Origin of the sequence: Frankia sp. EI5c (genome assembly GCF_001636565.1) — a bacterium.
GTDB lineage: Bacteria > Actinomycetota > Actinomycetes > Frankiales > Frankiaceae > Parafrankia.
Genome location: NZ_LRTK01000005.1, coordinates 123118 through 136488, shown reverse-complemented (window position 1 = coordinate 136488; position 13371 = coordinate 123118). Strand labels below are relative to the sequence as shown.

Annotated in this window: 11 protein-coding genes and 3 pseudogenes; 8 read left to right on the top strand and 6 right to left on the bottom strand. The window is 73.7% G+C overall.

The annotated features are described in order from the left end of the window. The first annotated feature begins 44 nt into the window (after positions 1-44). Together UG55_RS02240 and UG55_RS02235 are read left to right on the top strand one after the other, a co-directional pair. Positions 45-1076, top strand: a complete 1032-nt coding sequence (locus UG55_RS02240) for an ATP-binding cassette domain-containing protein (RefSeq protein ID WP_066062032.1) — start codon at positions 45-47, stop codon at positions 1074-1076. Beyond that, positions 1073-1885, top strand: a complete 813-nt coding sequence (locus UG55_RS02235) for an ABC transporter permease (protein WP_066062029.1) — start codon at positions 1073-1075, stop codon at positions 1883-1885. Before UG55_RS02240 ends, UG55_RS02235 begins: the two co-directional genes overlap by 4 nt. Before the next feature lie 71 nt (positions 1886-1956). Here UG55_RS02235 and UG55_RS02230 read toward each other — a convergent pair whose 3' ends face one another. Next, a complete protein-coding gene (locus UG55_RS02230) occupies positions 1957-2595 on the bottom strand; it encodes a hypothetical protein (RefSeq protein ID WP_396230776.1) in 639 nt (212 codons plus the stop codon). Positions 2596-2895: 300 nt separating this feature from the next. Here UG55_RS02230 and UG55_RS31365 point away from each other — a divergent pair. The 6 genes and pseudogenes from UG55_RS31365 to UG55_RS02205 all read left to right on the top strand — a co-directional run. After that, positions 2896-4285, top strand: a pseudogene (locus UG55_RS31365) (FtsK/SpoIIIE domain-containing protein); the annotation flags it as partial. A 1-nt stretch (position 4286) separates the two neighbouring features. Beyond that, positions 4287-5838: pseudogene (locus tag UG55_RS31360) on the top strand (cell division protein FtsK); the annotation flags it as partial. After that, positions 5839-7152: a hypothetical protein gene (locus tag UG55_RS02220; protein ID WP_242423616.1), complete on the top strand. Its 1314-nt coding sequence runs from the start codon at positions 5839-5841 to the stop codon at positions 7150-7152. It abuts the pseudogene before it with no gap. A gap of 163 nt (positions 7153-7315) precedes the next feature. Continuing rightward, positions 7316-7579 (top strand): hypothetical protein, encoded by a 264-nt coding sequence (locus tag UG55_RS02215; protein WP_066062024.1) that lies wholly within the window; start codon positions 7316-7318, stop codon positions 7577-7579. A gap of 499 nt (positions 7580-8078) precedes the next feature. After that, positions 8079-9599, top strand: coding sequence for a trehalose-6-phosphate synthase (locus UG55_RS02210; RefSeq protein ID WP_066062021.1), 1521 nt, complete (start codon positions 8079-8081; stop codon positions 9597-9599). Between the two features lie 47 nt (positions 9600-9646). Beyond that, on the top strand, positions 9647-9859 hold the full coding sequence (locus tag UG55_RS02205) for a hypothetical protein (RefSeq protein WP_066062598.1): 213 nt from the start codon (positions 9647-9649) through the stop codon (positions 9857-9859). 123 nt (positions 9860-9982) lie between these two features. Here the strand turns inward: UG55_RS02205 and UG55_RS02200 are convergent. The 5 genes and pseudogenes from UG55_RS02200 to UG55_RS02185 form a co-directional block, all read right to left on the bottom strand. Then, positions 9983-10421: pseudogene (locus tag UG55_RS02200) on the bottom strand (SixA phosphatase family protein); the annotation flags it as partial. 1 nt (position 10422) lies between these two features. Beyond that, positions 10423-10486, bottom strand: a 64-nt coding sequence (locus tag UG55_RS46590) for a hypothetical protein (protein ID WP_396230789.1), incomplete at its 3' end; no start/stop codon positions are given. 473 nt (positions 10487-10959) lie between these two features. Further along, complete coding sequence (locus tag UG55_RS02195; RefSeq protein WP_066062018.1) at positions 10960-11328, bottom strand: WhiB family transcriptional regulator; 369 nt, start codon at positions 11326-11328, stop codon at positions 10960-10962. Positions 11329-12130: 802 nt separating this feature from the next. Next, the gene (locus UG55_RS02190) at positions 12131-12517 is read right to left on the bottom strand and encodes a rhodanese-like domain-containing protein (protein ID WP_199865005.1); all 387 of its coding nucleotides are present in this window, start codon (positions 12515-12517) and stop codon (positions 12131-12133) included. Then, entirely contained in the window at positions 12514-13164 is a 651-nt protein-coding gene (locus tag UG55_RS02185; protein ID WP_066062015.1) for a cysteine dioxygenase family protein, read from the bottom strand. The genes UG55_RS02190 and UG55_RS02185 overlap by 4 nt, the downstream gene beginning before the upstream one ends. Between the last annotated feature and the right edge of the window lie 207 nt (positions 13165-13371).

Below are 13371 nucleotides of genomic sequence, written 5' to 3'. Positions count from 1 at the left end.
AAAAGCGTTCGAGAACTGTCGGTGGTCTGGCGTACGGTCCCCGGGTGACCGACCAGACAGCGGTCCTCGTCGAGGGCCTTCGCAAGAGCTACGGCGGGCACACGGCGCTCGCCGGCCTCGACCTCGGTGTCCGGGCAGGCACGGTGCACGGCGTTCTCGGCCCCAACGGGGCCGGGAAGACGACCGCCGTCCGCATCCTGTCGACCCTGCTCACGGCCGACGGTGGGCGGGCCGAGGTGCTGGGTGTCGATGTTCTGGGCCATCCGGAGCGGGTGCGCCCGCTCATCGGGCTGGCCGGCCAGTACGCGGCCGTCGACGAGCGGCTCACCGGCCGCGAGAACCTGGAGATGTTCGGCCGGCTGTACCGCCTGCGGCCGCGGACGGCGCGTGCCCGGGCGGTCGAGCTGCTGGAGCGCTTCGACCTCGCCGAGGCCGCCGGGCGGCAGGCGAAGACCTACTCGGGCGGGATGCGCCGGCGGCTTGATCTCGCCGCGAGCCTCATCATGGCCCCGGCTGTGCTGTTCCTGGACGAGCCGACCACCGGCCTGGACCCCCGCAGCCGGCAGGCGATGTGGCGGGTGATCGCGGATCTCGTCCGCGACGGCACGACGGTGCTGCTCACCACGCAGTACCTGGAGGAGGCCGACCAGCTCGCGGACCGGATCTCCGTGATCGACGGCGGGCGGGTCATCGCGGAGGGCACCGCCGACGATCTCAAGCGCCAGATCGGTGGGGACCGCCTGGAGATCGTGTTCGCGGCCGGTGACGATCTGGCGGCGGCCGCCGCGGTCCTCACCCGGCTGGGAGCGGGCACGGCGACGGCGTCCGCCGAGGAGTGCAGGGTGTCCGTCCCGGTCTCCGGCGCGGAGGTACTCGCCGGAGTCGTGCGGTCCCTCGACGAGATCGGCGCCACGATCGTCGACGTAGGTCTGCACCGCCCGTCCCTCGACGACGTCTTCATGGCGCTGACCGGCCATGGCGCGGCCCCGGGCGGCGAGGGGGCGGGGCCGGCCCGGCAGGCCCCGCCAGAACCGCGCACCGGCAGCGACGACGATGTGGGACTGGTGAAGGCATGAGCACTCTCGACCTGACCCCGGTGGCCGGCAGGAGCCGCCTGCGCTGGGAGGTCGCCGACGCCTGGGTGATGTGCCGGCGCAACCTGATCCAGACCTGGCGGGTGCCGGAGCTGCTGGTTTTCGCGACCATCCAGCCCGTGCTGTTCGTCCTGCTGTTCACGTATGTCTTCGGTGGCGCGATCAACGTCGGTCCGGGCGTCGACTACGTCGACTACCTGATGCCGGGCGTCTTCGTGCAGACGGTGATCTTCGGCGCGATGCTCACCGGCATCGGCCTGGCGACCGACAAGGAGGCGGGCCTGATCGACCGCTTCCGGTCGCTGCCGATGAGCCGGTCGGCGCTGCTGACCGGCCGCACCCTCGCGGACCTGGTCCGCAACGCCTTCATCATCGGCGTCATGCTGGTGGTCGGCCTGGCCGTCGGCTTCCGCTTCGGCAACACGACGGTTCCCGCGGCCCTGGCGGGGTTCGGCCTCATGCTGGCCTTCGCCTACGTGTTCTCGTGGCTCTCGGCGGTCATCGGGATGTCGGTGGGCAGCGCGGAGGCCGCGCAGTCCGGCGGGATGATCTGGGTCTTCCCGTTCGTGTTCGCGAGCTCCGCGTTCGCCCCCGTCGAGACGATGCCGGGCTGGCTCCAGGCGTTCGCGCAGTACCAGCCGGTCACCACCACCGTCGACGCGGTGCGGGCACTGTTCCTCGGCGGGCCGGTCGCCGAGGACCTGCTGCTCTCGCTCGCCTGGTGCGCGGGAATCCTCGCGGTGTTCGGGCCGCTTGCCGTCCGGGCCTACCGGCGCGACACCGCCAGGTAGCTGGGCGGAGGCCGTGCCCGGCCTGCCCGGCCTGCCCGGCCTGCCCGGCCGAACCAGGCCGGGTCGGAGTGCTAGGTGCGTCCCTCGTCGTTCTGGGCGTTGCCCAGGGTCGGCTCGTAGGCGAGCCAGTCCGCGCGCAGGACGGGCCAGCCGTCGGCGCGGAGCAGCTCCACCACGGCCGGGTCGTCGTCGACCACCACGGCGACCCGGCGGTGCGCGCCGAGCCGCCGCAGCTCCGAGCGTTTGAAGATCCGGGCGGGTCTGCGGTCGGCGTCCGGGCGCATTCGCAGCTCGCGCAACGGCAGGCCCTGCTCGCGCAGCCAGCGCTCGGTCGTGGCCCGCGAGCGTTCCGGCCGGCCGGTCAGCCAGATCACGTCGTGGTCGCGGGCGAGCGAGCGCACGAGCTCCACCCCTTCGACGAGGGGCGGGTCGATGTCGGCGGCGGCGAAGAACGCCTCCCAGTCGCCGGGCAGGGCACGCAGGAACTTCAGCCGGTGCCGGACATCCGCCACCACGCCATCCACGTCGATGACGGCCAGCGGCCGCTCGTCCGGCGCCCGCTCGCCCGGCACCCGCTCGCTCGGTACCCACTGGCGCCCACCGGAGTCCGATGGCTCGCCGGCCACGGCCGGAAGCAGGGGGCCTGCTGGTCCGCCTGTCCCCACCACCGGCTCCGCGCTCCGGTCGGACATGCGCCCCGGATCCGCCACTTCTGCGCCTCCCGTACGGCATTCACCTCGATGGTCCTCCGCCGGGCCATTGAACACGCGCGGCACAGTGGATAATGCGCCGGTCTCCTGTCAGGCATCCGGTACGTTCCACTTCGTCGTCGGGGGGTTCGGCGTCGGTGACCGCCCGGTCGGGCGGATCCGCCCGGAGGTCACCGCCCCGGTGGTGCGGTGAAACGGCGCGAGGCGCCGGAATGGTCGCTAGCGTGAGTCCCGGGTGACCAGTCACGAGATGTTCCGCTGTCGGTCGCATGTCCCGCTGTCGGTCGCGAGGAGGTCGCGTTGTCGGGCTCTCGGCGCGCGCGCCTGCTCGTCTCCGGAATCTCCGAGGCCCTGGGGGCCGTGCTCGCGCTCGCCGACCGGCTGGACGAGCAGGCCGCCCGGATCGAGGCTGGTGACGTGCCGCCCTCCGCGCTGCTCCCGCGCGTCGCGAAGACGCTCGGCGAGAGCCCGGTCGGGGCGCAGGCTGATCTCGAGGGTGTGAGCCTCGCGCTGAGCGAGGCGGGAGCGCTCGCGCGCCGCCAGGCGCCCGCGTTCGCCGGTGCCGGCTGGGACGCACCGGAATGGGGCGAAGGCCTCGCCGCCGCCCCCACGATCGGGCCTGGCGGGCAGCCGGGGCTCTGGCGGCTCGGGCGCATCCTCGTGCCGCCGCTGGCCCCCGGGGGGCGGGCGGTCGAGGTGCCGCTGGCGGTGCCACTGCTGGACGCCGGAAACCTCCAGATCGAGACCACCCGGGCGCGCCGCGGCGAGGCGGTGGGCCTGGTCCGCAGCCTGCTCACCCGGATTCTGGCGAGTGTGCCCCCCGGGGGCGTCCGGGTCACCGTCTACGACCCGCACGAGCTTGGTGCCGGGCTGGCCGCCTTCGCGCCGCTGCGGGCCTCCGGGGTGGTCGGGCCGACCCTCACCTCGCGCGCCCGCCTGGAACTCGCCCTCGCGGAGCTGTCCGCCGAGGTGGGCCGGATCACCGTCGACCGGCTCGGTGGCCGGTTCGACTCACTGCGCGAGCGGGAGGACGCGGGTCTGCCCCGCTCCGAGCCGTGGCGGCTGCTGGTCCTGCTGGGCTGGCCGCCGCTGCCCGACGAGGCGGCCCGCGCGCTCGACGCGGTCGCCTCCCAGGGGCCGTCCTGCGGGGTACACGTCATCGCCGTCGTCGAGCCGGGCGGGGGAGCGGACGTCTCGGGCGGGCGCGGCGTCGGCCGGCTGCCGCGCTCCGAGACCATCGTCGCGTCCGAGCTGGCCGAACCCGACGAGTTCGGCGCGGTGGCACCGGGGGGCTGGCGGACGACGCTGTCCGGGGCGCTGGAATGCGCCCTCGACGACCCGCCACCGCCACCGGTGGTCGCGGAGATCACCACCCGTGTCTCCGTCGGTGTGGCCCGGGCCGCGGCGCGCGCGCCGGACCTGGGCGGCCTGCTGCCCAGCGGCCTGTGGGAGTACGAGAGCTCCGCCGGGATCTCCGTCCCGGTGGCGCACGGCGCCGACGGCGCGGTGGTGCTGACCTTCGACGACGACACGGTGCACTGCCTGGTCGGCGGCCAGGCCGGGGCCGGCAAGTCGACCCTGCTGCTCGACGTGGTCTACGGGCTCGCCGCGCGCTACGGCCCCGACCAGCTCCGCTTCCACCTCCTCGACTTCAAGGAGGGCCTGGAGTTCGCCCAGTTCGCGCAGCGCCNGGGCGACCCCTTCTTCCTGCCGCACGCGGACACCGTGGGTATCGAGAGCGACCGCGAGTTCGGCGTCGCGGTGCTGCGCGCGGCCCGGGACGAGATGCAGCGGCGGTCCGTCACCATGCGCGCGGTGGGCGCCCGGGACCTGCGCGGGCTGCGGTCCGCGGACCGCAGCTCGGCCTGGCCGCGGGTCATGATCGTGGTCGACGAGTTCCAGGTGATGCTCACCCCGCTCGACGCGGTCGCGCGGGAGGCGGTCTCGCTCCTGGAGGTACTCGCCCGGCAGGGCCGTGCGTACGGCATCCACCTGCTGCTGGCCAGCCAGACCCTCTCCGGTATCGACGCGCTGGACGCGACGGCGGGGAAGCGGGGATCGATCTTCGGCCAGTTCGCCCTGCGGGTCGCGTTGCGGACGTCCATCTCCGAATCGCGGGTGCTGCTGTCGACCGCGAACGAGGCGGCCGGCGCGCTGTCCGGGGTCGGTGAGGCGATCGTGAACCGGCGCAACGGCCACCCGATCGGCAACGAGCATGTCCGCGTCGCCTACCCCGATCCGAAGGTGATCGCCGGGCTGCGGGAGCGGATGAGCACCCTGGTGAGCCGGGCCGTGCCGGCGATGCGCCCGCCGTGGGTGTTCGTCGGTCACGCTCCGGCGGTGCTCGCCGAGAACCCGATGTTCCAGGCGTTGGCGGGTCGGCCGGCGCCGGTGGCGGGTGAACCGGGCGCGGTTGCCGGTGGCGGGCTGGCGGCGGCCGGCGCTGGCCTGGCGCCGGCCGACGACCACGCGGCGCCGGATCCGCTGGCCTTCGTCGGGGTTCCGCTGGATCTCGCCCCGGCGGCGGTCGGCGTGCGCCTGGGTCGTCTGCCCGGACGCCACCTGGCCGTGCTCGGCCCATTGCGCCGGGAGGCCATCGGCATGCTGCAGGCCGCCGCGGTGTCCATCGGCGCCCAGCTGCCGCCGGGGGCCCTGGCGGTTGATGTCGTGGCCGCCGACCCGGCGGCGGTGCCGGCCGCCGAGGTCACGGCGGACGCGCTGCGCCGGGCAGGCCACCCGACCCACGTCACGGATGTCACCGGCCTGCGGCGGGTGCTCGCGTCGGCCGCGGCGGAGATCCGGTCCCGGGAGGAGTCGGCCCTCGCCGGGCACGGCGGTGGCGCGGCGGCCACCCGCCTGGTGGTCGTCTTCGCGCTGGATGCCGGGCGAGCCGGTCTGGAGGCGCGTGCCGACGGCGCACGCCGGTCCGGCCTCGACGACCTCCGCACGCTGACCCGCCGCGGCCCGGCGGCCGGCGTCCACCTGCTCGGTTGGTGGCGTGCGCCGTCCCGCCTCATCGACGATCTCGGGCCCGGGCACCGGGACGACATCGCCGCCTGGGTCGCCACCGGCCTGCCCGGCGGTGACCTGTTCGGCCTGGCCGGGCACCGCCCGGTCACCGCCGGCACGACGCCGAACCGGGCAGTCCTGTTCGACCGGCACGTCCAGGCCGAACCACGCACGGTCGTCCCGTTCGCCCCACTCACGGCCGGGGTAGTCGTCGACAATGAGACGCTGATCTGAATGAGCGTGGTGGGGGGTGACAGCGTGGCGGGATACGGCGGTGGGCCTGAGTACGGCGGTGGGCCTGAGTACGGCGGTGTGTCTGAGTACGGCGGTGGGTCCGAGTACGGCGGTGGGCACCCGAACGACGGCGGGCGCGACGCACCCGAGCTGGTGGCCGGTGAGATGACCGGCTCCGGTCTCGCCGAGCTGCCGGGTGGGCACCTCGCTTCGTCGCTGTCCGCCGGTCTCCCGGAGCCGCCCGGCTCGCCGGGCCCCTCGGGCCTGTCCGGCGTGTCCGGCCCAGCTGGCCTGTCCGGTCCGCCTGGATCCGCGGTGGGGGTTCGTCCCGGGGCGTTCCCGTCACCCGCCGCGGAACATCCGCTGGTCGCGGCGAACCGGTTCCGGGAGCTGATGGGGGCGTCGGACGCGGTGCGTGCCCGGCACGCCGCCCAGCTCGCCGCTCGCCAGGAAGGCCACGACGTGGTCGCCCGGCGGCACCGGGCCGCGGCCGAGGACATCCGTTCCCGGGTCGGGGTGGTGTGGTCCCAGATCGGGGGCTCCCTGGAGGCGCACGGCCTGGACGGGCTCGACCAGCTGCGTCCCCGCGAGGGCTGGTCGCCGGACATCGAGGCTGTCTACGAGCGGTACGCGGACGATCTGGACGGCCTCGACCGGGGCGGCCGCGGGAGCCGTCGGGCCGTCGCCCTCCCCGGTGAGCGGCCGATCGACGCGAAGGGGGCCGACGCGCAGGCCGATGCGAGGCGGTCCGCCGGGCGGCGGTCGGGGGAGCGTGCCACGACCGGCCCACGCGGGCGCGCCGCGCGCGGGCGCGCCCCGGCCCCCGCCGGCTCGCTGGTCGGCACGGACGGCCTGGTCGACCCGGAGCGCGCGAAGAAGCTTGCCTACCGGCTGTGCCTGGAGGTGATGACGCGCTCCGCGGAACTGCGCGCGGTGACGAAGGGCGCCTCCTCGCTGTCCAGCGGACTGATCACAGCCGCGGTCTGCGCGCTGGCCGGAGCACTCACCGTCCTCGCCCGGGTGTTCGCGGAGGCGCCGGCGCTGCCGTGCCTGGCCGCCGCCGGCGGGGTCGGGGCGGTGGCCATCGTCGCCGGCGCGGACGCGTCGGCCACCGCCGCCGTGCGCTCCGCCCTGCTCGCGGCAGCCTCGGCAGCGGCGGCTGTGCTCGCGACGTTCCGTTTCGTTCCGATCGAACCGGCCGGCACCGTCGCGTCGTTGGCCTGCCTGGCACTGGCCCTGCGCTTCGGGCTCGGATTCGGTGCGGATGCCAGCTCCTCGGGGCCTGCCAAGGCGGGCGGATCCGGGCGCCGGTGAAGAGCGGTCGCCGCCAGGGAGCGGTCGCCGTCAGGGAGCGGTCGCCGTCAAGGCGGGGGCGCCATGGAGGAGCGGGCGGTGCTGGGTGGTGGGCGGGCTGAGAGGTGGGCCTGGCGTGAGCTGGCTGGACAGTCAGCGTCGCTGACGGAAACGGAGTGCACGAGTGGCAGGGACGATCGCCGACGTCAAGGCACAGCTCGACGAGGCGTTCCGGCGGACCGAGGACGTCACCGGCCAGCTTGAGGGCGCCCTCAACATGATCGAGGAGGCGCAGGCGATGGTGGTCGCGGCCACCGACGGCAGCGAGCACCTCGCCATCGAACAGCTCACCAGCGCCCTGGTCGAAACCCGCGACAGCCTCGAGAACGCGCTTGCCGCGCTCGGCTCGGCCGTCGAGGAGGTCAAGGTCTACCGGGACAGCCTCTGACCCGTGACCGGCCGCCGGCCGCTGGTCGCAGCCCGCTGGTCGCCGGTCACCTGGCCGCCGCGGGAGAGGTGAAACCCGGCGACGGGAAGCGGGCGCCGTGGCGCGAGGCGGGCCGATCGTGGTGTGGAACACATCGTGGCGTCCGGCACATCCCGGGCGCCGGCCACTCGCGGGGAGACGTGGCACCCCCGCGGTCGGGTAGCACCCCGCCCAGGCCCCTGACCAGGTGTCGCGCCGGGTTCCGTCAGAGCGGACCGGCGGGGNGCGCCACGATCGGTTCCGGCACGGGCTGTGCGGGGCTGGTGACCAGCTGAACTTCGGGGTAACACCCCTTCTGCCACGTAGCAACGCGGTGCATCCGGTAGCGAGGCTCACTACAGTCCGGATTGTTCCGTGCGCCCGACCGTGCCGCGGTGCCAGGCCGGCCCGCCCCATGGGCCGGCCCCGCATTCCGCGGGCGGCGCCGGGCACCATGACGACCAGGAGGGCTCCTTCCGCCGTGTCGGACATCGACCTGCTCGATCTTCCGCTGGTTCTGCTGTCCAACCGAGGTCCAGTCAGGTTCGATCGCGACGCGTCCGGTCGAACAGTCAACCGAGGCGCCGGTGGGCTGGTGTCCGCACTGTCCGGCCTGGCGGAGCACCTGGATGACGCCGTGTGGGTCTGCGGGGCCGCGACCACCGAGGACGCCGCCGTCGCCGGGGAGAACGACGGCGGCTCGATCCTGGTGCAGACCCAGCCGTTCCCGCACGTGGCCGACGGGAGCCCGGCCGGCCCGTCGATCCGGGTGCGCCTCGTGGTGACGGACCCGTCCGCCTACGCCGACTTCTACAGTGTCTGGTCGAACCCGATCCTCTGGTTCATCCAGCATGGTCTTTACGGGCGGTCGCTGGCGCCGGTGCTGACCCAGGCCGAGCATGACGCGTTCGAGAACGGCTACGCGGCGGTCAACCGCGCCTACGCCGACGCCGTGGCGGACGAGGTCCGCTCCCGCGGCGGCAAGGCGCTGGTGCTGCTGCAGGACTACCACTTCTACCTGGTGGCCGAACATGTCCGTGAGCAGTGCCCGGATGTGGTGCTCACCCACTTCGTGCACATTCCGTGGCCGGCGCCGGACGAGTGGCGGGTGCTGCCGGCGGATATCCGCGAGCGTCTCCTGCGCGGCCTCCTCGGCAGCGATGTCGTCGGCTTCCACACCCGCCGCTACGCCCGGAACTTCGTGCTGTGCGCGGGTGAGCTGCTCGGGCTGCCCATCAACCTCGACGAGCTCACCGTCCAGGTGAACAACCGGACGGTGCAGGCGCGCTACTACCCGATCTCGGTCGACCCGGCGGCCCTGGACGCCACCCTCGCCAGTGAGGAGGTGGCCGCGCACATGGCGATGCTGCGGTACGTCTTCCTCGACGAGGACCGCCAGCTCGTGCTCCGTGTCGACCGGACCGACCCGAGCAAGAACGTGGTCCGGGGCTTCCTCGCCTTCGGCACCCTGCTCGACCAGCATCCCGAGCTGGTCGGGAAGGTGAGCTTCCTGGCGCTGCTGCAGCCCAGCCGGACCGATGTCCCGGAGTACGCCGACTACATCGCACTGATCGGCGCGGTCGTCGCGGAGATCAACGCCAGGCACACCAAGGAGGGGCGCCAGCCCATCGACCTTCGCATGGTCGAGGACTTCTCGCTCGCGGTGGCCGCCTATTCGATCTGCGACGTCCTGATGGTCAACGCGATCGCGGACGGGATGAACCTGGTGGCCAAGGAGGTCGCGGTCGTCAACCGGCGCGGCGGGGTCCTGGCCCTGTCGGAGATGGCCGGCGCGCACGAGGAACTGGGCGAGTTCGCTGTGACGCTGCACCCGTTCGACGTCCAGCAGATGGCGGACGCGCTGTACACGGCGCTCACGATGCCGATGGACGAACGGCACCGCAGGCTGGCCGCCGCCGCCGAGCAGGTCCGCACCCATGACGTCCGGCGCTGGCTCACCGATCAGGTGGCGGATCTGCGTCACCTCGCCGGCTTCTCCTGAGCCGTGCCCCGGCGGGTACGCTCGGCGGGAGGTCGGGCGTGTTTACCATGGTCGAGACAGGAGTGGACGTGTCGGATACCGGTCATGTAAAGGCCAACATGGGGTCCTGGGCCGCGGTGTACATCGTCATCGCGGGCTTTGTCCTGGGGACGCTCGCGCTGATCCTCGGCTCGGTGCCGCTGTGGATCGGGACGGCTGTGGCGCTGGTTCTCGGTGCCGGCCTGGCCCTGGCCTCGAACATCATGGAGCAGGCGTACTAGACCCCGCGAGACGTCCCGCCCGGCAGGCACGTGCTGCGCGGTCGGGCGAGGGGTGGTTCGTGCGCGGCCGGCGTCCCGGGGGAGTCAGCTCCCCTTCGGCGCCGGCCGGTCGCCGTTGGTGGCTCAGGTGTCGGTTGCCTGCTCCGGGGTGCCGGCGGCCTCCCGCAGGGTGCGCGGGGTGACGAAGTCGACCAGCCGGGTTGTCGCCGGCGCCAGCTCACTCCAGCGCGACACCGTGAGGTCATGGACGGCCAGCGCGGCTGTCGGGAACGTCGGCACACGATGCCGCTCCGACGGTCCCAGCAGGCCGAGGGCGAGCTCGTGCAGACCTGGGTTGTGGCCCACCACCAGCACCGAGGGAACGCCGTCATCGACCTGGCGCAGGCGGGTCAGCAGGCCGTTCGCCTCCGCGAGATAGAGCTGGTCCTCCACCAGTACCGGCACGCCGGGCGGTAGCGCGTTCGCGAGATGCGCCACCGTCTCGCGGGTGCGCACCGCGGACGAGCAGAGCACCAGGTAGGGCTCAAGACCCGACGCCACCAGATGGCGTGCGACCACCGCGNTGCTGTCGCGCCCCTTCGGGGCCAGCGGGCGGTCCCGGTCGCGCGTTCCCGGATCGGCCGGCACGTCGGCCTTCGCGTGCCGCAACAGCAGCAGTCGGGGGGAAGGCCTCACCGCCTGCCCCCGGCGCGGGCGTTCCGGGTCGGAGCNGGCGGGTACTCCCTGCCTCCTGGGCACTGCCCGCATCCAACGAGCGCGGGCGCGGTGTCTGTACCGGGCACGTCGGGCTTCCCGTCCTTGCTTGTCGGTGTGTCGCCACTCGTCGGGCGTCGTCGCATGCGCGACGACTCGCAGACTGCCGACAGCGGGAGGTCCTCGTCAATGCCTTCGAGGTGTCACCACTGCCCGGGGTGTGCCCGGGGGTGTACCTGGTGGGGTGTCCGGTGCCCCGCCAGGTGATTCCGCTCGGTGCTGTTCCGCTCGGTGCTCCGGGTGGGGGTGCCCGGTGGCTCCGTCCCGAGCGGGTGGGGGACCGACGGCCGCGGCCCGATCATCGTCACGTACGATGATCGGGCCGCGGGGTGCGTCGAGGGGGCCGCTCAGCTGGCGACGGAGATCGACAGCAGCAGCCGGTCGGCCGCGGCGAGTGCGTCGTCGGCGTTGAGCCTGCCCCGGGGAACGAGGGTGGCGCGCTGGTCCGAGGTCAGCCCGCCCCAGACGCCGTGCTCCTCCTGGCGGAAGATGGCGGTGGCCAGGCAGGCGCGCTGCACGGGACAGTCGGAGCAGATCTTGCGGGCGCGGGTCTCGGCGGCGGCCCGGGCCTTGGTGTTGCGGCCGTCCGGCGGGAAGAAGGCATCCGGGTCGCCGTCGCGGCAGGCCGCGTCCTGCCGCCAGTAGACCGGCCAGCCTTCGCCGAACGGCTGCGGCGGGAGGTCGCGGCCGGGAAGTACCGGTACGCCAGCGCTCATCGGGCTCCTCCCGCATGGATGGATTCGGACGGCGACAGGGACATGGGTTCGGCGGGGCTACCGACCGGTAGCATGCCGGGCTGACTGGGCATACCGTCTCCTGCTGACGTTGCAAAGGCGGACAGGTGCGCTAACGGACAGGCGATGTCCGGCGTTGTGCCACACGCCGGATCGGTCGGCCTACCAACTACGAGTCGAGAGCCCCCAGGGTTTCCTGGCGGTGCGGCCCGCGGGTGCTGGCGCCCCACTCGGAAACGATCCCGTCTCGTCTCGTTAACCGAGGAACGTAGACGTCTCTCGACCGGATAGCAAGGGTTCCGAAACGCCTACGTCCGAATCTCTTCCCGGGTTTGTTGGTCGCCGCTGCGCGGGCCGGGGATCTCACCCTTCCAGCTCCTCGGCAACCATGGAACTGGTTTGCGGCGCCGTGTGCGCAAGGTCTCGTAGAGGGCGAATGTGCCTGTCAGGCAGGCGTTTCGGGCCGGATCGAAGATCAGTTCAGGGGGGTCCGGCCGGTAGGTCGGGGCGGGTTGAGGTGCCTGATCCGCACGGTCGGACGGCGCGGCGCGGCCCGGTTGCCGGCAGGTAAAGACCGATCGAACCCGGTGTCCCGGCCCAGGGCGGCGCCGCGCGGGGGCTGAAATGTGCCGAGGACCACACAGGGGTACGCGCCTCGCTGGACGTCGGCCTTCGCGCGACATCCGTACCTGCGGGTCGGTCAGCGCCCGGCGAGCGTCGGACCTGGGCGGACGCGCACTCTCGGTGGGCGTCAGGCCCAGGCGGGCGGGTGCTGTCGGCGGCGTCAGGCCCGGGCGGTCGGCAGGCCTGCGGCGGCCCAGGCCTGGTACCCGCCGATCACGTCGGTGGCCGCGGCCAGACCGAGGTCCTGGAGCGCGGCGGCGGCGAGGCTGGACGTGTAGCCCTCCGAACAGATGATCACAGGAAGGATGTCGTCACCGGTCGCGAACGGCGCGCGGGCGTCACTGGTCGGGTCGAGCCGCCATTCGAGAACATTGCGTTCGATGATCACCGCGGCCGGGATCGTGCCCTCGGCGGCGCGCTGCGCAGCGGGCCGGATGTCGATGAGGATCGCGCCCGCCGCGGCGGCCGCCGCGGCCTGCACGGGCGTGAGCCGGTTCAGCCGGGCGCGGCTGGCGGCCAGCATCGCGTCGATGCGACTGCCGCTCATGCCGGCAGCCCGGACGGCAGGGCCGCCTGCGCGCGCGGCCGGGGGCGCGGTGCCGCGGCGGCCGCGGTGGCCGGTGCGAGCTCCCGCAGGGCGTCCAGCGGGCCGCTGCCCGCCTGTGCGCGCGGGCGTGGGGCGTAGCGCAGCGGCAGCTCCGGCGGCGAGTAGGCGTGGACCGTGGTCGCGCACCGGGCCCCGCGGTTCACGACCCGGTGGACGTGGTCCGCCCCGAAGCCCGCGAGTGCCCCGGCGGCGTGCCGCCGGGTGCGGGTGACCACCCAGTCCGTCCCGCACTCGTCCTCCTCCACGACCCCCTCCGCGACGGCCAGCGCCCCGAGCGCGCCGCCGTGGTCGTGGACCTCCGTCTGCTGGCCCGGGTACCAGCCGATGAGCCACACCTCGACCGCGCCGGACAGGACCAGCCGGGTGTACCAGCGGCGCTGCGGGTCGTGGCGTACCAGCGGGCGCCAGACATCCGCCGCCGCGGCGATCCGGCCCGCCAGCCCGCGCAGGTCGGTCAGGCTCAGCTCGTGCCGCTCGTCGGTGAGGAAGCGGCTCGGGACGAGCGGGTCGGCCTGGTGGCCCGAACCGCCGTCGGCACCCGCCGCGGACACGGCCGGAAGGAACAGGGCTGGGTGGATCAAGGGCATCGAAGCTCCTTCGGACAGGGTCGCCTCGGCAACGGATCACTGGAGGACATCGCGAGGGGTTACGTCGCGTGCGGGCGTGGGGCGGCACGCCGCGGGACGGGCGGGGCAGGGCGCCGACGGTGGGAGCCTGGACCGCGGTGCCGAGCCCTGCCGCCCCGGCTGGTCGTGGACCGTGCCCTCAACCCCGTTGCCGCCCGGCGAGCCCGG

Coding starts and splice junctions, on each gene's coding strand:
- UG55_RS02235 (WP_066062029.1), top strand. CDS start 1,073: ATGAGCACTCTCGACCTGACCCCGGTGGCCGGCAGGAGCCGCCTGCGC.
- UG55_RS02220 (WP_242423616.1), top strand. CDS start 5,839: ATGAGCGTGGTGGGGGGTGACAGCGTGGCGGGATACGGCGGTGGGCCT.
- UG55_RS02205 (WP_066062598.1), top strand. CDS start 9,647: ATGGTCGAGACAGGAGTGGACGTGTCGGATACCGGTCATGTAAAGGCC.
- UG55_RS02195 (WP_066062018.1), bottom strand. CDS start 11,328: ATGAGCGCTGGCGTACCGGTACTTCCCGGCCGCGACCTCCCGCCGCAG.
- UG55_RS02190 (WP_199865005.1), bottom strand. CDS start 12,517: ATGAGCGGCAGTCGCATCGACGCGATGCTGGCCGCCAGCCGCGCCCGG.
- UG55_RS02185 (WP_066062015.1), bottom strand. CDS start 13,164: ATGCCCTTGATCCACCCAGCCCTGTTCCTTCCGGCCGTGTCCGCGGCG.